18 protein-coding genes and 3 tRNA genes are annotated in these 21,265 nt (G+C 62.3%); 12 read left to right on the top strand and 9 right to left on the bottom strand.

All coding sequences use genetic code 11. The features are described 5' to 3' along the window. Positions 1-5 precede the first annotated feature (5 nt). Entirely contained in the window at positions 6-815 is an 810-nt protein-coding gene (locus tag JOF28_RS00250; RefSeq protein WP_209703944.1) for a hypothetical protein, read from the bottom strand. A gap of 153 nt (positions 816-968) precedes the next feature. Next, a complete protein-coding gene (locus tag JOF28_RS00255; protein WP_209703945.1) occupies positions 969-2,420 on the bottom strand; it encodes a zinc-dependent metalloprotease in 1,452 nt (483 codons plus the stop codon). A 163-nt stretch (positions 2,421-2,583) separates the two neighbouring features. Here JOF28_RS00255 and JOF28_RS00260 point away from each other — a divergent pair, with 163 nt between their 5' ends. Together JOF28_RS00260 and JOF28_RS00265 are read left to right on the top strand one after the other, a co-directional pair. Next, the gene (locus JOF28_RS00260; RefSeq protein ID WP_342452027.1) at positions 2,584-3,735 is read left to right on the top strand and encodes a YlbL family protein; all 1,152 of its coding nucleotides are present in this window, start codon (positions 2,584-2,586) and stop codon (positions 3,733-3,735) included. Positions 3,736-3,866: 131 nt separating this feature from the next. Beyond that, positions 3,867-6,914: a UPF0182 family membrane protein gene (locus tag JOF28_RS00265; protein ID WP_209703946.1), complete on the top strand. Its 3,048-nt coding sequence runs from the start codon at positions 3,867-3,869 to the stop codon at positions 6,912-6,914. A gap of 96 nt (positions 6,915-7,010) precedes the next feature. Here JOF28_RS00265 and JOF28_RS00270 read toward each other — a convergent pair whose 3' ends face one another. After that, positions 7,011-7,739 carry a DNA methyltransferase gene (locus JOF28_RS00270; protein ID WP_209703947.1) on the bottom strand — a complete coding sequence of 243 codons (729 nt, stop codon included), beginning with the start codon at positions 7,737-7,739 and terminating at the stop codon, positions 7,011-7,013. Between the two features lie 50 nt (positions 7,740-7,789). Here JOF28_RS00270 and JOF28_RS00275 point away from each other — a divergent pair, with 50 nt between their 5' ends. Beyond that, positions 7,790-8,236 carry a hypothetical protein gene (locus JOF28_RS00275; RefSeq protein ID WP_209703948.1) on the top strand — a complete coding sequence of 149 codons (447 nt, stop codon included), beginning with the start codon at positions 7,790-7,792 and terminating at the stop codon, positions 8,234-8,236. A 63-nt stretch (positions 8,237-8,299) separates the two neighbouring features. Here JOF28_RS00275 and JOF28_RS00280 read toward each other — a convergent pair. Continuing rightward, positions 8,300-8,373 (bottom strand) — tRNA-Met (locus JOF28_RS00280). A gap of 110 nt (positions 8,374-8,483) precedes the next feature. After that, positions 8,484-9,410, bottom strand: coding sequence for a DUF4190 domain-containing protein (locus JOF28_RS00285; protein WP_209703949.1), 927 nt, complete (start codon positions 9,408-9,410; stop codon positions 8,484-8,486). Positions 9,411-9,562: 152 nt separating this feature from the next. Here JOF28_RS00285 and JOF28_RS00290 point away from each other — a divergent pair, with 152 nt between their 5' ends. Beyond that, complete coding sequence (locus JOF28_RS00290) at positions 9,563-9,964, top strand: hypothetical protein (RefSeq protein WP_209703950.1); 402 nt, start codon at positions 9,563-9,565, stop codon at positions 9,962-9,964. Positions 9,965-10,091: 127 nt separating this feature from the next. Here the strand turns inward: JOF28_RS00290 and JOF28_RS00295 are convergent, their stop codons facing one another. Continuing rightward, complete coding sequence (locus JOF28_RS00295; RefSeq protein WP_209703951.1) at positions 10,092-10,346, bottom strand: dihydrofolate reductase family protein; 255 nt, start codon at positions 10,344-10,346, stop codon at positions 10,092-10,094. 144 nt (positions 10,347-10,490) lie between these two features. On the opposite strand from JOF28_RS00295, the gene JOF28_RS00300 reads away from it, so the two are divergent. Further along, positions 10,491-11,660, top strand: coding sequence for an IS1249 family transposase (locus tag JOF28_RS00300; RefSeq protein ID WP_209703952.1), 1,170 nt, complete (start codon positions 10,491-10,493; stop codon positions 11,658-11,660). A gap of 128 nt (positions 11,661-11,788) precedes the next feature. Here the strand turns inward: JOF28_RS00300 and JOF28_RS00305 are convergent. Further along, positions 11,789-11,862: transfer RNA gene (locus tag JOF28_RS00305), tRNA-Met, on the bottom strand. A gap of 38 nt (positions 11,863-11,900) precedes the next feature. Further along, the gene (locus JOF28_RS00310; protein ID WP_342452028.1) at positions 11,901-12,293 is read right to left on the bottom strand and encodes a winged helix-turn-helix transcriptional regulator; all 393 of its coding nucleotides are present in this window, start codon (positions 12,291-12,293) and stop codon (positions 11,901-11,903) included. A gap of 193 nt (positions 12,294-12,486) precedes the next feature. Here JOF28_RS00310 and istA point away from each other — a divergent pair, with 193 nt between their 5' ends. From istA to JOF28_RS00325, 4 genes are all read left to right on the top strand, one after another. Further along, positions 12,487-13,569 (top strand): IS21 family transposase, encoded by a 1,083-nt coding sequence (istA, locus tag JOF28_RS00315; protein WP_245189804.1) that lies wholly within the window; start codon positions 12,487-12,489, stop codon positions 13,567-13,569. Further along, complete coding sequence (locus JOF28_RS14395) at positions 13,482-14,108, top strand: Mu transposase domain-containing protein (RefSeq protein WP_425342468.1); 627 nt, start codon at positions 13,482-13,484, stop codon at positions 14,106-14,108. Before istA ends, JOF28_RS14395 begins: the two co-directional genes overlap by 88 nt. Continuing rightward, complete coding sequence (locus tag JOF28_RS00320; protein ID WP_209703953.1) at positions 14,108-14,875, top strand: ATP-binding protein; 768 nt, start codon at positions 14,108-14,110, stop codon at positions 14,873-14,875. Before JOF28_RS14395 ends, JOF28_RS00320 begins: the two co-directional genes overlap by 1 nt. Positions 14,876-15,031: 156 nt before the next feature. Beyond that, positions 15,032-15,436 (top strand): RidA family protein, encoded by a 405-nt coding sequence (locus tag JOF28_RS00325; RefSeq protein WP_209703954.1) that lies wholly within the window; start codon positions 15,032-15,034, stop codon positions 15,434-15,436. 254 nt (positions 15,437-15,690) lie between these two features. Here JOF28_RS00325 and JOF28_RS00330 read toward each other — a convergent pair. Further along, positions 15,691-15,764: transfer RNA gene (locus JOF28_RS00330), tRNA-Met, on the bottom strand. Between the two features lie 270 nt (positions 15,765-16,034). Between JOF28_RS00330 and JOF28_RS00335 the strand changes: the two genes are divergently transcribed. The 3 genes from JOF28_RS00335 (at position 16,035) to JOF28_RS00340 (ending at position 21,236) form a co-directional block, all read left to right on the top strand. After that, positions 16,035-19,379, top strand: coding sequence for a hypothetical protein (locus JOF28_RS00335; RefSeq protein ID WP_209703955.1), 3,345 nt, complete (start codon positions 16,035-16,037; stop codon positions 19,377-19,379). Between the two features lie 79 nt (positions 19,380-19,458). After that, entirely contained in the window at positions 19,459-20,154 is a 696-nt protein-coding gene (locus tag JOF28_RS14400; protein ID WP_245189806.1) for a hypothetical protein, read from the top strand. Then, on the top strand, positions 20,076-21,236 hold the full coding sequence (locus JOF28_RS00340; protein ID WP_342452029.1) for a S1C family serine protease: 1,161 nt from the start codon (positions 20,076-20,078) through the stop codon (positions 21,234-21,236). The genes JOF28_RS14400 and JOF28_RS00340 overlap by 79 nt, the downstream gene beginning before the upstream one ends. The last annotated feature ends 29 nt before the right edge of the window (positions 21,237-21,265 follow it).

The following is a 21,265-nucleotide window of genomic DNA, read 5'->3' on the forward strand; positions in this document are numbered from 1 at the left end:
CGGGTCTACCCGAGCATGCAGGCGCAGTCATCGTGCGGAGTGACCGTCTCAAAATAGGGCGGCGCATGCACCCGGCCGTGGCTGGTGGGAATAACGATGCGGGTGCGGCGGGCATCTTCTAACCCGCTTTTCCAATCGCGAATCAGCGAGCCAGCAAAGCCCGCAGCCACACCGGCGGTGCCCGCCGTCTCACTGCGCGGGGTGACGTGCATGAGTTGCGCGGCCATCACCGGGTACGACGGGTCGCGTGACACGAGATCGAGCGCGATACAGGTGTGGCAGGGGCTGCCGGGTGGCTCAATAATGGGGCCAACATGCACCGCGGTGTCGGTGAACCGAATGAGCAGTTGCGGGATGCCCGCGATCAACCAGCGCTGTGCACGTGCGAGGGGCTCGAGAAACCGCTCGACATGCACCACGAGATCGGGGGATTGCGTTTCGAGTGCGAAATCGAGCCGGCACAGCCCGGTGCCGGCAAGCGCGGTCGCCAAGCCAGCAACTTCACGGCCGGCGTCGCACACCGCGATGCACAGCGCGGGTGAACCCCGTGCCGCACGCGCTGACGTGGCGGGGGTGACGAGCGCCGGGGCAAGAGCGGCGAGCACCTCGCGCGCCTCCTGCGCCGAGATCCCCACGGCCCGTGCCGATTCAGCCACAAGCGCGGGGTCGACGCCGCGCAACAGCGCGTACAGCAGCCGCTGCACACCGGGCGAGGGATCGTGCAAACGTGCGTGCGCGTGTTCAAAACCGACGCGCAGGGTGTCGGGATCTTCCCAACACAGCGGCAGATTGGGGTCGATCAGCAGTTCAGACATGCATCGAGTATGCGGCAGAAATACGTACGCTGCGGGTTATCCACAAGACACTTGTGTGGACCACGAGAACCGCGCTGTGCAGCGATGCTGTGGACGACTCGGGGCGGCACCCACATGGCTGCCGCCCCGAGTCACAACGTGATGCGTCGCCGATTACTCGGGCTTTGCGCCACCCTCAGCGGGGCCGGCATCGCCGAGCTCTTCGCCCGCCGTGTCATCGCTTGCCGCGTCATCGACGTGCGGGGGCAGCGAGCCGTCGAGCAGCCGCGCGAGCGCCTCATCAAACTCGTCGGCCTCGGTCGTGGCGGTATCGCCCGCAAGCCCGAGCCGCTCGAGCAACCGGGCGGGGTGATCGAGCTCTTCGCCCGTCGGCAACAGATCGGGGTGCGCCCACAGGCCGTCGCGCAGGGCCTGCGAGCCGTTCTCAGACACAAGTCGCCACAGCGCCGCGGCCTCGCGCAGTCGTCGCGGCCGCAGCTCGAGCCCAACGAGGGAGGAGAATGCGTGCTCAGCGGGGCCGCCGGTCGCGCGGCGACGGCGCACCATCTCAGCGATAGCCTCGGCACCGGGGATGCGCTTGGCCGCCTCAGCGGTGACGACATCGACCCAGCCCTCAACGAGCGCAAGCATTGTCTCGAGGCGAGCGTGAGCCGCCTCCTGTGCCTCGGTCTTGGGCGGAATCAGTGCGCCGCCCGCGATCAGTTCTTGAATCTGCTCGGGGTGCTCGGGGTCAAGATCTTGCGCGAATTCCTGAATGCGGTCGTGGTCGATGCGAATGCCACGCGCATAGTCGGTGATCGCGGTCAACAGGTGCAGGCGCAGCCACTTTGTGTGGCGGAACAGCCTGGCGTGTGCCAGCTCGCGCACGGCGAGATACAACACCACGGTGTCGAGGGACTGGTCGAGCCCCTCGGCAAACTTCGCGACGCTTGCGGGCAGCAAAGCACCGCCCTCGCGGCCGGGGCCCGACAACAGCGGAATACCCACATCGCCGGCCGAGACGACCTCGCCCGAGAGCTTGCCGATGATGGTGCCCAGCTGCACGGCGAATAGGGCGCCGCCGACGCTGCGCAGCATCGGGGTGGCGCCGCGCAGGGCGTCACCAAATTCTTCGGGCATCTGCTGGTCGAGGGCGCTCATGAGTGCGCCGGTGATCGAATCGGCAACGGGCTCGGCGAGCGCGATCCAGGTGTCGACGGTCTGCTGCACCCACTCGATGCGGTTCAGTACGCGTGGGGCGTCGGGCGTGGGCCCGAGCTCAGTGGCCTCGTCAAGCCATAGCGCTGCGACGGGGAAGGCACGCAGGGAAGGGGCCGAATCTGCGGCGGGTGCGCCGTCACTTGCGACCTCGATCGCGGTGCGCCGGGTCACTGACCAGTCGATGCCATCGCTCGGGTTTTGCATCGCGCCCTGGAGTGTGCTGAACAGATTCTGCAGCGTCGCAGGGTCAATCGGAATTCCCGCGGCCTTCGCGAACTGCTCGGCGTCTGCGGGGCTGTTTGCTTGGCCGTTGCCGGCAAACATGTCGCGCAGCAGGCGCTGAAGCTCCTCGAAGTCGGGGCCGTTGCCGGAGTCTTCTGGACGGTTGTTGTCGCCAGTTCCCATGTCTATGCTCCTTCAGGTCGGTGCAACTTTAACGGTACGGCACACGGCCAGAAACTGCCTGCTAGATTGGCGAGCGATCGACGTGTTGCGTTGCGCCGTGTGCGAACAGTGCACGGCAGCGGCCGCATGTGAGCCCCGCGCACCACTCAACGAAAGAAGCCGTGTGACCCTCGAACCGAAGCCCCACGAGCCCCTCCCTGTGCGCAGCCGCGCGGCGAATGTGTGGGCGAGCGTGCGCGGATTCGTGCGGCGTAACCGCACCGAATCTGTGGTGATGCTGATCGCCCTCGTTGTGTTTGCGAGCGCGGTGATCCCGTCACCGTTCGCGATCGAACGCCCGGGCCCGGTCGTTGATGTGCTGGGCGATATCGAGCTCGAGGGCGAGGCCGTGCCCGTGCTGAAGGTGGAGGGGGAACGCGAGACCGCGTCCTCGCACCAAGCCAACGAGGGCGCCCTGAACCTGCTCACGGTCTCGATTGCGGGCAGCCCGCAGCAGCCACTGGGCTGGCTCGCGCTGATCCCCGCCCTGTTTGACCCGTCGCAAAAGATCGCTCGCGTGGCCGAGTATTACCCCGAGGGCGTCACGGTCGAGCAGCGCGAGGAGTACAACTCACTGCAGATGGATGCGTCACAGGTACAGGCCGCGGCGGCCGCGTTCACCCAGCTCGGGCTCGAGGTGGGCACCACCCTCAGCATCGGCGGCGTGGACGAAGCGGGCCCGGCCGCAGGCAAGCTGAAAACAGGCGACGTGCTCAACAAAGTCAACGGTGAACCGCTGCAGAACTTCGAACAGCTGCTCGAGACCGTATCTGCGGCAGACGGGCCGATCGAGTTCGAGATTGCGCGCGAGGGCGAGATCCGGATCGAAAGTGTGCAGCCCAAGGCCCCTGGCCCCGGTGAAGACCCGCGCCTGGGCGTCGTGATCAGCACGACCTTCGAGCTGCCGCAGCAGGTCGACATCAGCGTGCCCAACATTGGTGGGCCGAGCGCCGGGCTCATCTTTGGGCTCGCCATTCTCGACCGGCTGGGCGAGACCTCCACCCTCAACGGGCTCACCGTGTCGGGCACGGGCACCCTCAACGCGCGCGGCGAGGTGGGCGCGATCGGGGGATTGACACAGAAAGCCTGGGCTGCATCGCAAGCCGAAAGTGACCTGTTTTTGATGCCGATGGCCAACTGCGGCGATGTCGAGGGGTTTCCCTCTGATCTGACGGTGGCCCCTGTGGCCACGCTCGCCGAGGCTGAAGCCGCGCTCGAATCAGCCGCCGCGGGGCATGCGGTCGCGGGCCTCGAACGGTGCGGCCTGGAGGGCTAATCGGGCGGGGTTACGCTGCGGGCGCACCACGGCAATTGTCAGGCCTAATGGCGGGCTGAACGATAGGCTGAATGGATAGACAGCGCCCGGCACCGACGGGCGCGTGCTCGGACAGGAAGTTATACAGAGACGTGACCGACCAGAACATTAATGCTCAGGCCGCCCGTCCGCGCCGGTTGTCACCGCTTGCGGTGACCATCGTGATCGTGGTGGCCCTTATCCTCGGCTTCCTCGCGGCAGCCGCAGTGATCACCGAAGTGCTGTGGTATCGACAGGTAGATTTCCTGCCGGTGTTGACCACGCAGTGGATAGCCGCCGCCTCGATGTTTGTGATCGGCTTCCTCGGATTGGCCGTACCCGTATTCTTTGCGATTGATATTGCCTATCGCAAGCGCCCGGTATATGCGCGTTTGACCGCGCAGCTCGACCGCTACCAAGAGCTGTTTGAGCCGCTGCGCAGGCTCGTGAAGTGGGCCCTGCCCATTCTCGTTGGCCTCTTTGGTGGCTTTGCGGCGGCCGCGAACTGGCAGCGTGCCCTGTTGTGGCTCAACAGTGAGAACACGGGGGAGAAAGACGCGCAGTTCGGTCTTGACGTCTCCTTCTTCATGTTTGATCTGCCGATGCTGCAGAGCATTGTTGCCTTTGCTTCAGCGGTTGTGCTGCTGTCGCTCATCGCGGGCGTTGCCACCAGCTACCTGTACGGCGGCATCTCGTTCTCAGGCCGCGATGTGCGCGTCTCGAAGGCCACCCGTATTCAGGCCGCGATTCTTGCCACGGTCTACCTGCTGCTGCAGGCGGTCAGCCTGTGGCTCGACCAGTACCGTGCGCTGACGGGCACCGAGGGCCTGCGCACCGGCGCCATGTTCCAAGACGTGCACGCGCTGATCCCCGGCAAGCAGATCCTTGCGGGCATCGCGATCATCATCGCCGTGCTGTTCCTCGTGACGGCCTTCACCGGCAAGTGGCGCCTGCCCGTGATCGGCACCGCCCTGTTCCTCGTATCGAGCATCGTGCTGGGCATGGGCTACCCGTGGGCTGTGCAGCAGTTCCAGGTACAGCCTGACGAGAAGAGCCTCGAGTCTGAATATATTCAGCGCAATATTGATGCCACACGCACCGCGTACGGCATCGACAGTGTGAAGACCGAGCGTTACGACGCTGTCACCGACGCTGAGCCCGGTGCGCTGCGTAACGACGCCGCCACCACCGCGAACATTCGCATCATTGACCCCGAGGTCGTCTCACCGACCTTCGCGCAGCTTGAGCAGATCAAGCAGTACTACCAGTTCCCCAAGTCGCTGAACGTTGACCGTTACGAGATCGACGGCAAGATCGAAGATACGGTGTCGGCTATTCGCGACATCGATATTCGTGACCAGACTGGTTGGTACAACCGCACTCTCGTGTACACCCACGGTTACGGCCTCGTCGCCGCATACGGCAACCAGCGCTCTGCAGGCGGTGAGCCCGTCTTCCTCGAAAGCGGCATCCCGTCAAGCGGCAAGCTGGGCAAGTTCGAGCCGCGCGTGTACTTCGGTTTGAACTCTCCCGCCTACTCCATCGTGGGTGGCGAGCGGAAGAAGTCGATCGAGCTCGATTTCCCGGCTGACGCTGAAAGCACTGCCGAAGCCGTCGTCGATGACGCGGTTCCCGCAGACGAAGCTGACGCCGCAGCAGTGCCCGAGGTAACTGCTGAAGAGCAGGCCGCCACTGACGCCGCTGAAGAAGCTGCCGATGAGGCTGCCGCGGCCGAAGCCGAAAAGCAGAACATGACCACGTTCTCAGGTGACGGTGGACCGAAGCTCGACAACCTGTTCACGAAGCTGATCTATGCCCTGAAGTTCCAGGACATGGAGGTGCTCTTGTCGGGTGCCGTGGTTGACGGTTCGCAGGTGCTCTACGACCGTAACCCGGTTGACCGCGTCAAGAAGGTCGCCCCGTACCTCACGATCGATGACTCACCGTACTCTTCGGTGGTTGACGGCCGCATCGTATGGATCATCGACGGCTACACCACGTCGGCTGACTACCCGTACTCTGAAATGACCGACATGAACGCGGCGCTGGTTGACTCCGTTGACCGCGAGCGCAACCCGCTGCCGAAGCCGATCAACTACATTCGCAACTCGGTGAAGGCTACCGTTGACGCGTATGACGGTTCGATCAAGCTGTACGCGTGGGATGCCGAAGACCCGCTGCTGAAGTCGTGGGGCAAGATCTTCCCCGGCACGCTGTCGAGCGTCTCTGAGATGAGCGGCGAGCTCATGAGCCACGTGCGTTACCCCTCTGACCTGTTCAAGGTGCAGCGCGCGATGCTCGGCGAATACCACGTGACCACTCCCGACGCGTTCTACTCGGCAGAGGACAAGTGGCGTACGCCTAATGATCCGGTTGCTTCGTCGCAGGCTGCGGCGCAGAAGTTCTTGCAGCCTCCCTACTACCTGACGCTCGCGGCGGGTGCCAAGGCTGACCCGAACTACTCGATCTACTCGACGTACATTCCGGCAGCAGAGGGGGAGACCGCGCGAGATATTCTCACGGGCTACCTCGCTGCGAACTCGAATGCGGGTACCGAAGCTGGCAAGGTCTCTGACGAATACGGTTCGTTGAAGCTGCTGACGCTCCCCAAGAGTAACTCGATCCCCGGCCCCGGCCAGGTACAGAACAGCTTCACCACCGACTCGAAGGTGTCGAACCTGCTGAACATTCTGCGCCAGGGCGAAACCGACGTGATCAGCGGTAACCTGCTGACACTGCCGGTGGGTGGCGGGCTGCTCTACGTGCAGCCGGTCTACGTTCAGGCGAAGACGGGCACGAGTTTCCCGATCCTGCAGAAGGTGCTCGTCTCCTTCGGTGACCAGATCGCCTTCGAGGACACCCTGGATGGCGCGCTCGACGCGCTCTTCAACGGTGACTCAGGGGCGCACGCCGGTGACGGCGACGTGGTGGTCGACGAGAACGAGCCGGCCGATGAATCGGAAGCCCCGGCTGACGATAAGGAATCCGGATCGACCGGCGGCGGCTCAGGCGCTGCGATGTCGCTTGATGACGCACTGAAGCAGATGCAGACCGCGTTCAAGGATCGTGACGCTGCTATGAAGAAGGGCGACTGGGCCGCATACGGCGTCGCTGACGAGAAGGTAAAGGTAGCGCTTGAAGCGGCACTCGCCGCTGAGTAGCGAGACCGCGCGGCGACCGTAACGGTCGCCGCGCACCACACACAAATACGGGGCCCGGCATGATGCCGGGCCCCGCATTCGTGTCTCTACGGGAGGCTAGTGAGCGTCGGGGCGCTGAAACACCAGTAACGCGTCTGCGACGAGATCGTGGGGCAGACGATCCCAGTGGATCGGCACGGTCTCCACGTGGGAGAGATGCTCGCTGAGCACCCCGGTGCAGTCATGAATGAGCTGCGTCGTATGGTCCCTGAAATGAATATCGGCCACATTCCACACCACGAAGCCGCCCGGCCTTACGGCGCGCGCACACTGGGCGGCCACGAGCCCCAACTCGGCAAGATATCTGCCGTAGTCACCGCCGTCACGCTCGTACGCGGTGAGCGGGTCAGCCTCATGATCATGCTCCGTCATATACGGGGGAGACGTGAGAATGAGATCAACCGGTGCCTGGCGCTGCGCCTCGGGGGTTTCGACGAGCAGCCTGAGGAGTTCTCTGGCGTCCCCCTCGATCACGAGAGCGCGCGGTACGCGGGCGCTGAGGGGCTCTACACGCTCGGGCAGCAACTCGATACCGATCGCTGCGCGGCCGAGTGCGGTGGCGCGCTCGAGCGTCGTACCGAACCCAGCGAAGGGATCGAAGACTGTGTGGCCGGGTTCGCTGTACGTCGCGATCACGTGTTCAGCGATCGACGCCAGCATATGCACGTCTTCGTCGGTCTCGGGCAGGCGCTCGGCGAGAAAATCAGCGTGAATCGCGTGCAGGCCAGAAGCGGGCTGAACTGAGTGAACGGTTGGCGCGCAAAGGGAAGACTGGTCGGCAAGCATCCCGTGCAGTCTAGCTGGGGGAGATGCGTGGTGCAGATAGTATGGGCATCATGGCTCAGCCCGCGCACGGTCGCGACCCCAAAGACAATCCGACCCGTGCCCAGCGGCGGGAGTACTACCGCGGCATCCCCGAGCGTGAGGCCGCGAGAAACGGCATGACTCTAGCCGAGTATAAGAAGTATGCATCGATGTCGGGTGAGACCTCACACAAGCTGCACCAGCCGGTTGGACTGATTGTGACGGCGGCCATTATCAGCGTGCTCACGGGCGCGATCGTGGTGACGGCGATCGTGCAATGGGCGCTACACCAGGTGAATCTTCTTGAGTCGATCTGGGTGATCGTGCTCGTACTCGTTGCGCTGTCGGTATCCTCTTGGTTCTATGCGTTTCACGAGATGCGAACGGCGCGCAACCGGCGAAACGACGGCGTAACCCTGCGCCCCTCGGGGCACGCTGCGACAATTGACGGGCCTGATCCGGGCGGCCCGGTCATCTGAGCGCTGAGGCAAAGCGAAAGGCCCCTGATCTGGTTTTCACCTGATCAGGGGCCTTTCTCACAGTTGCGGGAGCAGGATTTGAACCTACGACCTCCGGGTTATGAGCCCGGCGAGCTACCGAACTGCTCCATCCCGCGTTACAAGAGTTAACATTACCAGGGGTGCACTGAGGCGACGATTCGTGGTGATTATGCGGCGATTCGCGCGGAGCTGTGTGTGCATGGAGGAGCGCTGTGAATTCTGCGGGCTACTTTTGTTCCTCCACGGTCACGGTGTAATTGGTGTTTGCGCCCATGACCTTCAAGAAATATTCGCCCTTGGCCTTGCGGAGAATGGTCTCGCCTGAGCCGGCCTCAGACACAATCACGTCTGGGAACGCGCCGTCGACCATGACGTCGGTGCCCTCGGTGAGTACATAGACTGCGCCTACGATGGTGCCCTGGCCTGATGCGTCGGTGAAATCATAGGTGACCCGCACCTTATTGCCTGACAGGTGGATCGTGTCCGACTGCTGATCGGCATTGCCGGTCATGGTCGTTACCTCGGTCCACTCGCCAGCTGCTGGTGACGCTGGCTCCTCTGTGGGTGCTGGCTTCTCTGTGGGTGCTGGCTCCTCTGTGGGTGCTGGCTCCTCTGTGGGTGCTGGCTCCTCTGTGGGCGCTGGTGCTTCGGTGACTTCTTCTGGGGTGGTGGAAGTAGCTTCATCGAGTTCTTCAGCGGCTTGCTCAAGTTCAGTAAGTACGGCTGAGGTTGCGGCGGGCGCCCCGACCAAAAAGGCATAGGTGGCAAAAGCTAGAGTAATCGAGGCGAGTACGGCGAGGCCACCGGTAATGATGCCGCTAATGGACATGCCTTTTGGTTGAGCCTTATTGAGGGCGATGATGCCGAGAATAACGGCGACGATGCCACCAATGCCTCCCAGAAATGGGACCGCGAACAACAACAAACTAACGATGCCCACAATCATTGCTGAGAGTGCGAGTCCCTTTGCTGCTGCGGGTTGCGTTGCGGGATACGTTGAAGGGTAGCCTGCGGGAGGCACTGGAGATGCGGCACCGTACTGTGGGGTGGGAGGGATTTGTGTCGGGGGAGCTGGTGTATACGGGGGCGGAGTTGCAGCTTGAGGCGCTGGCTGCTGTGGAACCTGGTCATTGGGGAGATCTGGATCGGACATGGGCCTTGCTCCTTCAAATCAGTGACATGAAAATAATGACTGCGGAGGTAGCGATTGCCGTCGACGCGTGCCAATTTCAGTCTATGTAGATTCTGTCTAATATGCCGATCTAAATTATTTGCGGCTGTTGACTGCCCCGATAGGCTGGCGACATGCGCATCAATACACTTTTGGCCACTGCTGCCGCAGGAATGCTCGTGCTCGTCGCTTCCGGCTGTGCTGGGTCTGGCGATTCAGCTGAGGCTTCTGGAGTCAAATCTTTAGTCTCACAGGTCAGTAGCAAGACCGAGGACATTGCCTTCGACGCAGAATCGGCACAGCTTCTCGGTGAATACGACGGCGTAACGTTCGCGACCGCATCAAATTCAGCTCGACCGACAGACGTTTGTCTCCTTTTGATCGCTGAGAACGGTGATGACCTTGGCTCTGCGTGTGCAGACAAAGCACCCATGATGGTCAACTTCAAGGGCACGGATTATGCATACGGCGAGAAGCCGTCTGCAGAGTTCGGAGACGGATGGGCAGAAGAGTCGCCTGGTTTCTGGGTGCGATAGTGCGCACGATTGGCCAGCCCTTTACGGCTGTTTGAGGTGTCCCGTAAAGGGGAACGCTGACCGGGAAGACTCAAGCGGCACGGTCAGCGTTTGTTGTTTCGTTGAGAACGCTAAAAGCAAGATGGGGTCAGGCGCGGTCGTAGGTAAGAACTCGCATACCTGAGTCGAGTAGCGTCTCGTTATTGGGTTCAAGCATCTGAGATTGGAAAGGCCCGTTAAAGAGCGGGATACCAGTTCCGATGATGGACCGGTGCTGTTTGAGTATGAGGCGATCAATTTTTGGTAACGAGGAATGGGCTAGCTTGCCGCCTCCCGCTAGCCACAGGTCTTTGCCTTCCTCGGCCTTGAGCGTTCGCACGCGGTTCAGCGCGTTACTGCGCACGATCTTGACTATCTGTATTGCGTAACGGTCAAGAGATATTGTTGGCAAAGGTGGCCTATAGGACAAAACGTGTGTACGAGATCTTGATCTAGCCCCAGGATGACGCGGTAAACCCAGGGAAGCTATGCCCGGGCACCCTTAACTGTGCCCAAAAGCGAGAACACCACCACCTGCCTGATATGCAACACCAAGCTCGTCAGGAATGGCACGACCCCCGCGGGAACCGTGCGTTGGAGATGCCCCAAATGCGGTGCTTCATCGGTTCGGAAACGCCCCGATGTGACACGCAAAGCGCAACTGGATCAGTTCCTCACCTGGATCACGGGGAAGGCCTCGCAGGCTGATCTCGGAGGTGCCAGCGCAGCTCGACAGTTCCGCCGCACGACGGCCTGGTGCTGGGCGCTCCGCCCCGTCATTCCAGTCACTGGCGCGGTGTACGACGTCCTCCAGATCGATGGGTTCAATCTGCGGACAGGCTGGTGTGTGCTGGTCGCCACTCACCGCGGAACCGTAGTCGCGTTCCAATGGTGTTCTCGTGAGTCAGCGGCTGCTTGGGGCGCGCTCATGCAACGGCTGCCGGCGCCCCTGGTCGTGGTGTGTGATGGCGGATCGGGCATGCATGCTGCGCTCAATACTCATTGGCCTACGGCCCAGGTTCAACGCTGTCTCGTGCATCTCCAACGCAACGTCCGGAAACACGTCACGACCCGCTCAAAAACGCCTGCCGGTCAGGGGTTGTGGGGCCTTGCTCTGAAACTCACCCGCGTAAAAACTGTCACTGGGGGCGAGGAATGGGCGCAGCTTTTCCTGGCCTGGGAGAACTCGTTCCTGCACCTCACCAAGGAACGCACGTATCGCAAACACGCGGCCGAGGTGCCGTCGTGGGCGAGGCCGAACCAAACCTGGTGGTACACGCATCAACGCCTCAGGTCGGGCTACCAAGTGCTACAACGCGCTATCCAGGGCGGCCATCTATTTACGTTCCTCAGCCCGCAACTCGCGCATCTCAACGTGCCCTCCACGACGAACGAGATCGAGGGAGGCACGAACTCCCAGATGAGGCTTCTGCTCCGCCTCCATCGGGGCATGCCAGAAGAACATCAACGACGAGCGATCGAGTGGTGGTTGTATCTGCATTCAGAGTTCCCGAACCCAGCAGTGATCCTCAAAGAACACCAACCCGAGAAACGGCAACACACGAACACTGCACAACCAGAGTCGAAAGATCCAGCAGCGCCAGTATCGCTCTATGACACCGGCCTCGATGCCAACGAAGGGCTATGGACACGCAGCGGATGGGCGGGCAGGCCCTGAGACACGCTCAACAAAACCCACACGTTTTGTCCTATAGGCCGCAAAGGTGCTGGTTGACCCGCAGCAGGGGGCACAAAAGCGAAAGGCCCCTGATCTGGTTTTCACCTGATCAGGGGCCTTTCTCACAGTTGCGGGAGCAGGATTTGAACCTACGACCTCCGGGTTATGAGCCCGGCGAGCTACCGAACTGCTCCATCCCGCGTTACAAGGATTAGCCTACCTGCGGCATGCAGGTCTCATCTAAATGGACCCGGGGGCGGGCGTGTTGTCGAGGGTTTCGTCGAACTGATCGCGGGCGCGATTGATCTCTGACATATTGGTTGCGGCCCAGCTCAGCAGCTCATCGATGGGCGCTCGCATCGATTTACCGAGTGGGGTGATCTCATATCGGATGGCCACGGGGCGTGAACTCAGTACGTGCCGATCGACGACGCCATTGCGTTCCAGTCGGCGCAGGGTGTTGGTGAGTGACTTCTGACTGACGTCGGTAATCGCGCGACGCAACTCATTGAAACGCTTGGGGGAGTCGCAGAGTTCACTCAATACAGCCAGCGACCATTTGTCGAGAACCTGGTCGAGGAGCTCACGATGTGACGGCGAGATGCTCAGGTGGGCTGGGCTGGTTTCTGGCACGATACCTAGTTTCGTTGAAGTGTCTTTCCTTCACCAAGTATAAATTGGCGAGTAGCGGTATCCGAAAGCAGTAGTCCACCTATCGGAAAGCACGATTCCGGGCATCGGGAAGCGTCTCATATTCGTGTGTTCTCCTGAGCCTTAGCGGCAATGACGCTGCTGTCATCTCAATGGAGAAATGAGGGCCCCGGTCATGACCGACTACCGAAAGATTATGAGCCTGTTGCTAAAAGGCCACAGCTACCGAGATATTGAGGCCCACGTACGTGCCTCGCAGAAAACGATCGCGGTAGCGAAGAAAACACTCAACGAACAAGGCATCACGCCCGCCCGCTTGGCCCAGCTGAGTGACGCCGAGATTACCGCGCTATTCCCTGACGGACGTGCCCGGGTCTCTGCCGAGTACCTGGCTCCCGACTACGGAAAAGTCGCGGCATCAATGAAGAAGAACCGTCATTACACCCTGCTGCAGGGATGGCGCTCGTACACAACACTCACAACACAGTTACGCAAGTACGGTTACTCGCAATACTGCGCTTTGTTCGCCGAGCATGTCCGCAAATATGATCTGACTGCGGTCCTCACCCACCAGCCCGGGAAAACATTGTTCATCGATTGGGCAGGCGACACCATTCCCCTCGTCGACGCCGTCACCGGCTCGGTCACGAAAGCGTACCTGTTTGTCACGGTGCTCCCTTTCTCGGGGTATCTGTGGTGCGAGGCATTCATGGACATGACGATGCCCTCATGGCTGGCAGGCCATCTCGGCGCATTCAATTTCTATGGTGGGGTACCCCAAATCCTCATCCCAGATAATGCATTGACTGCTACCCATAGAAGAGTGCGCGGAGACGCAGCTCGCTTCGTGACTGATCGATACCAACAGCTCGCCGATCATTACAACACGTCGGTGCTGCCCACAAGAGTGAGGTCACCGAAAGAGAAAGCTGCCGTTGAATCTGGTGTGAACGTCGTGAATCTTCGAGTGATCGGTTACCTCACCGAAGACGTGTGGACAAGCCTCACGGATTTGAACGCTGCGATCGCGATTCGGGTGCATGAGATCAACCACGATATTCGGCGCGTTGATGGTTCGACACGATATGAACGATTTAGCACGGAGGAAGCCGGATTCCTCGGCCCGCTCCCATTGACGTATTTGAAGAGGTGGAGTGGAGAGAAGCGAAAGTGCAGCGCAACTCTCACATCACCTGCGATTCGCAGTACTACTCCGTCCCGCATGAGCATGCCGGCAGGCTGCTCCGGGTCAGACTGACCAGCTCCAAGGTCACAGTGTTCGATGGCCAAACCATCGTGTGTGAGCATGCGCGACTCCAAGGGCGAAAAGGGCAGTATGTGACGGAGGCTGCACATTTACCTGCCCAGTATCAAAACGTGGACGGGCTCTGGTCACGGGAATGGTTTCTACAACGGGCCCGCGCATTCGGCCCAGCAACGGTCGAAGTGATCGGGCAGGTCATTGACCGACGTGCTCTCGAGGCTCAGGGATTCCTTGACTGCCGAAACATTCTCGACAGCCTCGGAAAGAACAACAAGCTGCGTCTTGAAGCCGCCTGCCAGCAGATTCTGTCAACAGGTGGGCACCCGACATACACAACGATCAAACGAATCATGGCTGCAATCGATTCCGATGCAAAGAAGCCGGCCCGAGTACGGCCGGCCGCGTCGACCAGGAAACGTCCGGCATTTGAGGCTGCAGCGGGCGAAGCCGCCACCCCGGATGAGTCTCCTTCCGGAGCGTATATACGTGGCGCGGACTATTACCGTCAGCTGGGCGAGCGGAGGACGTTCTAATGTTCACCGATGACGACTACGAAATGTTCCGTGATTTACGTGTCGCTCATATCGCGACCCGCTTCGAGGAACTCATCACGGATGAAGCGAACGACCATTTCACGCCGGAGCAACTGTTCTTGACTGCTGCGACTGACGCACTCGAACTGCGCCACGCGAACCGGGTCAGCGGGGCGATCAAGAAAGCCGCGTTCCCGCTCCCCGGAGCCTCGATCGCTGAACTCGACTACCAAGAGGGCCGCGGCATCACCAAAGTACGGATGCAACGCTACGCCGGCCAGGACTGGAAGGCCGAGACGTTGAATTTGCTCATCACTTCACCCTCGGGCGGCGGGAAAACGTATCTCGTCTGCGCGCTCGGAGTAGCGGCCTGCCAGAACGGTCACTCCGTCGCCTACGTGCGTATGGACGACCTTGCCCGCAAACTCGTGATCGCCCGGCATGACAGCATTAAACATCAGGCCATGCTGAACGAGTATTCCAGGGTGGATCTCCTCATCATCGATGACTTCCTCACTGTGGGTATCGACCCTGATGCTGCAGCCGACTTATTTACGATCCTCGCGAATCGTGAACATCGTGCCCCGACGATGATTGCGTCGCAGTCGGGCCCGGACTATTGGGTGGACGTGCTGCCCGACAAAGTAGCTGCAGACTCGATCGTGAACCGTCTGGTGAACCACTCGAAGAAGATCAACCTCGGCGAGATCGATATGCGCCGACACCGCGATGAGCTTGCCCGGCAGGCCCCGGGCTACTGGGAGTAACCGCGCCATGCTGGGTATCGGGAAGCAGCTACAAGAGGGCTGCTTCCCGATACCCAGAATCTTGCTTTCCGATACATGGACTAGCGCTTCCCGAAAGGACTATGCGCCATAAATTTGATACCTGCATTTTGCGGGAACTCAACGAAGGAGAAAACCATGCTAGTGCAGTACCTCGACCCAGACGGAATGATCGAAAATACGCCGTACCATCACGTCGCCGTCGGCACGGGAACTCGTTTTGTTCATGTGGCAGGTCAGGTCGCCCACATGCCTGCGGGGGAGCCGGTTCCAACTGACCTGGCTTCCCAGGTGAGTCAGGCACTGCGAAACGTTCACCGTGGATTGGTTGCAGCGGGGGCGCAATTTAGCGATGTGGTGCGCCTCACCGTGTACGTCACCGAGTGGGAGACTTCCCAAATGGGGGAGTTTATGGCCGGCGTTGAAGCAGTGGCCCCGGAGATTGGGCTGCAGTTGCCGATGCCGCCGGCATCACTGATTGCGGTTGTGCAGCTTTTTGAGCCCGGCGTGCTCGTCGAGATTGAAGCCACCGCACTGCTGTAGGTGCCAAGTCACTTCGAGCTCTGGGTGTGTGAGTGCGCTGGTGAATCAATGATTCGTTCACATGAGCGGTCAACGCCCTGGTTCAAAAGGCACAGTCGCGAATAGGCGGGGGCTCTGTGGCTGCCGAGCGGGAGGTGCCTGGTGCCGAGTTTGGCGCGCGTGGGGAAGGGGGCGGCGCATGAAAAGTCACCGTGCTGAGGCAAAGCGAAAGGCCCCTGATCTGATTTTCACCTGATCAGGGGCCTTTCTCACAGTTGCGGGAGCAGGATTTGAACCTACGACCTCCGGGTTATGAGCCCGGCGAGCTACCGAACTGCTCCATCCCGCGTTACAAAAGATAACTCTATCACGGCATGTGTGACGTCGCGAATCGAGCGACCCTAAGTGGCGTGTTGCGGCCCTGTGGAAAGGAACCCCGGGGCGACTTTGAGCCGCGCAAGATCAATGGGAGCTGCCTATAGGCGGCGTAGGCGGCCCCACTTGGGAACCGTTTGATGAATTCAAGGAGGAACTCATGCGTGTCACTGGTCGGGCAAGGTTGCGGGGAGGCTCGCAACCGCCGCGAACAAGATGGTTGCTGAAACTTTGTAGCGTTCTGGTGGCCTTCGCCGCGATGCTCACCGGCAGTGTGGCGGTTGGCGCGACGGCAGCTGCGGCGCTGCCCCGGGTGGAAACCGTGTCGTTTCCGGGCGGGGTAAATATCTCAATCTTTGAGCTGCCTGGTGGCACGCGCGCATACTGCGTCGAAATCATCATGGGGGAGCCGACGGGGCACGCCTGGCTCGATGGCCGGGTCACTTCGCTGCCCGGCCGCGCGGGCCTACTGAACTCCTGGGGTGACCCCAACGGCATGCGACAGATGAACTACCTCATTGATAAATATGGACAATCGACCAGTGCGTGGACGGCTGCGGCGCTGCAGCTCACGATCTGGCGCATGCGAGAGAACTTCGGGCAGGGAAACCCACAGCTCAACCGCACTATCTCGGCGCTCGAAGGGTCGAGTCGGGGGCGGGAGCTCATTGCGCGCTCCGACAAAATGTATGAAACGGCAAAAACGAATGCCACGGCTCCTGTCGCGGCCCCCAGTATCTTGGGGTCGCTGAAGCTCACCCCCGATCCGGCGGGCAAACCCGGCAGATACATCGTTTCGTTCCCGAAGGGCACGACCTCGCTGAGCGTGACCGGGGCGAAGTTCTCTCGCGATGGCAGTACGAAGCTGAGCGTGTCATCTTCAAGTGCGTCTGAGCGGGCGGTCGATGCCACCGCAGGAGCTACCCGCATCAAGGTCACCGGCACCTGGGAAACCAAGGGAAAAGCGGGGTGGGAACCCAAACTTGACGTTTACGGCACGCTGACGGCCGCCGGTGACCCCGGGCAACGTGTGGCCGTGTCAATCGGTAAGGCGGCACAGCCCAAGAAGCAGGGAACCTTCGCCGCCACCACCGTCACACTGCCGCCCCCGCTCGCCCCGCCGACGGCCTCTTCGCAGGCTCAACCCTCCGCTGAGGTGGGTGGCACGATGACGGACGAACTGCGGGTGCGGGCACAAAAGCAAACCACGCTAGAGATGTGGCCCGGCGCGACCGCCAGTTTCACCGCCTACCTCTATCCCGTGGTGGGCACCCCCAAATACTCGCCCGTTTGGGAAACACAATTGGGGGAGCCTTATGAAGCCCAGGCTGAGGATCCAGTGACAGGGCAGCCGCTGTGGTACACCTGGTGGGCCGACTCCGAGGGGGCCGCGCTGCTCGATAGCGACGGAAACCAGATTGCTGCGGCCGACGAACAAGGCGTCGCCACGGAAGGCGTTGACGCCAACGGGTTGGCATACCCGGTGCCTCAACTGGACGAGAACGACGAGTCCGTGCTCGATGATGAGGGCAACCCCGTCTTCTATTCTGCGCGCACCCCGGTACTTGAAGAACGCAGGGACCCTGAACGCTGGACCGAGCAAGAACTCTCTGCGCTGTCTGAGAAGGACCGCTGCCTCGCCCAACCGGTATTCCACGACGAAGGAATCCCGGTGCCGGGGCCAGGAAACTACTCGAGTGCACCGGCCGCGGTGCGCAGTGAGGGAACCGTGCACTGGGTGGAACGCGTGTACTCGCAAGGAACCTTGAAACACGAGGGCGTGTGCGGGCTCCCCAACGAGACCACGCGCATTAATCAGCCCGGCGTCGTCACGCAGGCACCCGCAGACCTGCGCATCGGCGATGAAGCCTATGACACCGCCACGGTGAGCGGTCGGCTGCTTCCAGACGTGTCGTACACACTGATGTTTGAGGCGTACCGCGCCGACGACGTCGCGGCCGCCGCAACCTGCACCCCCGAGAGCATTGTGTTTCGCTCAGATCGGGTGCCGGTGACCGGAACGGGTGAGGTGAGATCACCGGGGTTCAAGGTGACCCCCGCACACGGCGTCGCCCTGTGGTGGGTGGAAACCCTCGAAATCGACGAGGGTGACGGGCCGCGAGTCTTGCACCGGGGCGCCTGCGGACTTGAGAACGAAACCAGCCGCATCGCCCACCCCAGCGTCGAGACACTCGCGATGCCCGATGCAATCGTGGGCGACTACCTCACCGACACCGCCATCTTGAGCGGAGACTTCGCCGCCACCGAGGGAACGCGTTGGGAGCTCGAGTTCAAGGGATACCGGGGCGCACCAGCCGCGACCGAAGAGCCCGAGCCCGAAATTGCTTCGGTCGCCGAAGCCGATGATGAACACGCAGCAGAGTCAGCAGAAGACGAAGCCCTGACCGATAAAAACGAGACGCCCGCCGTGTGTGACGCGAGCAACCTGCTGTTTGAGGTGCCGGCCATCGAGGTGACCGGGCCCGGTGAAGTGGTGAGCGAGGGGGTATTTGCGCGGCCCGAGTGGCAGGGCGAAATCTGGTGGGTCGAAACGCTGTGGCTGATCCAAGGAGACGAACGCGTGCCCTTCTCGGTTGGTGAATGTGGGATCGCCAACGAGACCACCTTCTTGACCGGGGCCACCGTCACCACGCAGGCCATGCCGCTTGCCTCCATCGGAGACGAAATGACCGACACCGCCATCGTTGAGGGCGAACTCAGCGCGCGTGACGGGGTGCACCACGAGATCACCTTCGAGGCGTACCAGGGCGAAGCCTCCCTCACCGGCACCGAGCTCGCAGAATGCGGCGTTGAGAATCTGATCTGGGGGAGTGACCCGGTGCTGGTGGAGGGGCCCGGATCCTACGAATCATCTCCCCTCACCGCGCTGCCCGCCTACGGGAGTGACGTGTGGTGGGTGGAATCACTGTGGCTCGTGGAACCCGAGCAGGAGAAGCAGCTGCTGCACCGCGGCGACTGCGGGGTGGAACACGAGACCACGCGCCTGCAACGCCCTGACGTGTCGACGGTGGCGACTTCGACCGTGACCGTCGGCGACCCGGTATATGACACCGCCCTCGTCGAGGGCGCACTGTCGGTGCGCGAAGACATCGAGTTTTGGGTGCGCTTCACCGCCTATGAACGCCCACGTGAGGGCGCCATGGTGTGCACCCCCGACACCGAGATTGTCGCGCTCTCAGACACGGTCGGTGTGCGCGTGCCCAAACCCGGCACGTACCGTTCGAAAGAGGTGACCGCGCTGCCCGAGCATGTGGGGCTGGGTGGATACGTTGAAACGCTCGTGCTGATCGAGAACGGTGAGGAATATGAGGTGCACCGGGGTGAATGCGGAGCCGAGCGCGAGAACTTCGAGATCGTGCCGGTAGTCACGCCCCCTGATGCCCCGCCGGTCACCCCGCCCAGTGCGCCGCCTGCTATACCGCCGGTGCCGCGGGCGCCGGGGGATCCGGAGCTGCCTCGCACCGGATTCGAGAACCGAGAGTTCATCGTCATCGGAGGGGCCGTGCTGGTGCTGGGGTTGGCAGCATGCGGCCTCGGGATGGCGCGAAAGAATCGAAAGAAATCGTGACCCGCAGCGCTTGTGCAGCGCTTCCAAACCAAATTCATAGGTTCACGGGCCAGAGTGTAATCATACGAAGGGAGCCACCATGGCCACTACGCCCGAGAACCACCAGCCCGCCTCTGCCGCCGGGAACGAGGCAACGCAGCCCAACACCTACCGTGCTGCGCCTGCCCCCACGATGCCACAGGCTCAGCCCGCTCAGCAGGCCCCCGCGCAGCAGGCTCCTGCCCAGCAGACGCCGCTGACGCAGACGCCGGCACCCGTTGCCGACCAGCTCACGACGCCGCTGCCTCACCTGGCAGCGGCGTCGCAGGGCGGGGCGTACCCGCAGCCCGTGCAGACGGCGCAGCCCACCACGCAGTATCCGCAGCCTGCGCCGCACAGCTACCCGGCCCCCGCGCCGCAGCACCAGTACCCGCAGGCTCCGGTGCAGGCTCAGGCGCCTGTTCAGACGCAGGCTCCGATGCTGTCGCACGGTCAGGCAAAACCCCAGCAGAGCCAGCTCGGCCTCGGGGCATTTGGCCTCGGTGTCAACGACGGTCACGGCAACCTCAGCGGTCACGGTGGCCAGGGTGGCGAGGTGGCGACAACGGTGACGGTGGCGGCCCGGGCGATCAGGGCGGCTCGCATCAGGCACAGCCCAAGAGCCGCACCGGCCTGCTGCTCGCAGGTCTCGCCATCGGTGCGCTGCTGGGCGGCGTCGTGGGCGGTGGCGTCGCAGCCGTTGTCTCGGCGAACACCAGCCAGCAGCCCGTCGCGCAGGGCACGACCGGATCACTGACGCTGAACAACGCTGAAACGGCCACCGCGATCTCAGGTGTGGCTGCTGTAGCGACCCCCAGCGTCGTCACCCTCGAGGTCGCAGGCGCCAGCGCGAGCGGCTCAGGCTCGGGCGTGATCTACAACGAAGACGGCTACATCATCACCAACGCGCACGTCGTGACCCTCGACGGCGCCGCCGCGCAAGACCCGACCATTCGGGTGAAGCTCAGCGACGGCCGCATTCTCGACGGCAAATTGGTGGACATCGACCCCTACGCCGACCTCGCCGTGGTGAAGGTCGACGCTACGGGGCTGCCCGCCATTCAAATCGCCGACTCAGACAGCCTCAACGTGGGCGATCTGACCGTGGCCATCGGCGCACCGCTGAACCTCGCTAGCACCGTCACCAGCGGTGTGGTGAGCTCGCTCTACCGTGGCATCACGGTCGGCAGCGCGCTGATTCCGCAGGCTCCCTCGACGCCGCAGGATGAGAGCGACGGCGGCTCGGGCATGCCCTGGGACTTCCGCTTCAACACCCCCGACGAAAGCGCTCCGCAGCAAGAGCAGCCGCAGCAGCAGACCACGGGCGGCGCAGTCACCCTGCCCGTGATCCAGACCGACGCGTCGATCAACCCCGGCAACTCGGGCGGCGCGCTGCTCAACGGCAAGGGCGAGCTGATTGGCATTAACGTGGCGATCGCCTCACCGACGAGCTCCAACGGCGTTGCCGGCAGCGACGGCCTCGGCTTCGCGATTCCCGCGAACCTCGCCTCACGCGTCGCCGACTCGATCATCGCCGGCGACCAGCCCTCGCACGGCCTGCTGGGGGCATCGGTCGCCGACTCCACCCAAGACACCGACGCCGACGCCAACCACGCCGGCGGCCTGCTCGTTGAAATCATCAAGGGTGGGTCAGCCGAAAAGGCGGGCCTGCGCGCAGGCGACGTCATCACCGCCGTCAACGGCGTGCCCGCGGTCGACGGCACCTCGGTCTCAGCGCTCGTGCGCATGAACGCCGGCGGCAGCACCGTCACCATCGATTACACCCGCGGTGGCGTGGCCGGCCAGACCGACGCCAAGCTCGGCACCCTCGAGTGGTAACGAACACACCCCGGTAACCAGCACAGGCC

Origin of the sequence: Leucobacter exalbidus (genome assembly GCF_017834145.1) — a bacterium.
Lineage (GTDB): Bacteria > Actinomycetota > Actinomycetes > Actinomycetales > Microbacteriaceae > Leucobacter > Leucobacter exalbidus.

What these genes read in the sequence shown, in the direction of transcription:
- JOF28_RS00250 (WP_209703944.1), bottom strand. Translation starts at nt 815, where the DNA reads ATGTCTGAACTGCTGATCGACCCCAATCTGCCGCTGTGTTGGGAAGAT.
- JOF28_RS00255 (WP_209703945.1), bottom strand. Translation starts at nt 2,420, where the DNA reads ATGGGAACTGGCGACAACAACCGTCCAGAAGACTCCGGCAACGGCCCC.
- JOF28_RS00270 (WP_209703947.1), bottom strand. Translation starts at nt 7,739, where the DNA reads ATGCTTGCCGACCAGTCTTCCCTTTGCGCGCCAACCGTTCACTCAGTT.
- JOF28_RS00275 (WP_209703948.1), top strand. Translation starts at nt 7,790, where the DNA reads ATGGCTCAGCCCGCGCACGGTCGCGACCCCAAAGACAATCCGACCCGT.
- JOF28_RS00285 (WP_209703949.1), bottom strand. Translation starts at nt 9,410, where the DNA reads ATGTCCGATCCAGATCTCCCCAATGACCAGGTTCCACAGCAGCCAGCG.
- JOF28_RS00290 (WP_209703950.1), top strand. Translation starts at nt 9,563, where the DNA reads ATGCGCATCAATACACTTTTGGCCACTGCTGCCGCAGGAATGCTCGTG.
- istA (WP_245189804.1), top strand. Translation starts at nt 12,487, where the DNA reads ATGACCGACTACCGAAAGATTATGAGCCTGTTGCTAAAAGGCCACAGC.
- JOF28_RS00320 (WP_209703953.1), top strand. Translation starts at nt 14,108, where the DNA reads ATGTTCACCGATGACGACTACGAAATGTTCCGTGATTTACGTGTCGCT.
- JOF28_RS00325 (WP_209703954.1), top strand. Translation starts at nt 15,032, where the DNA reads ATGCTAGTGCAGTACCTCGACCCAGACGGAATGATCGAAAATACGCCG.
- JOF28_RS14400 (WP_245189806.1), top strand. Translation starts at nt 19,459, where the DNA reads ATGGCCACTACGCCCGAGAACCACCAGCCCGCCTCTGCCGCCGGGAAC.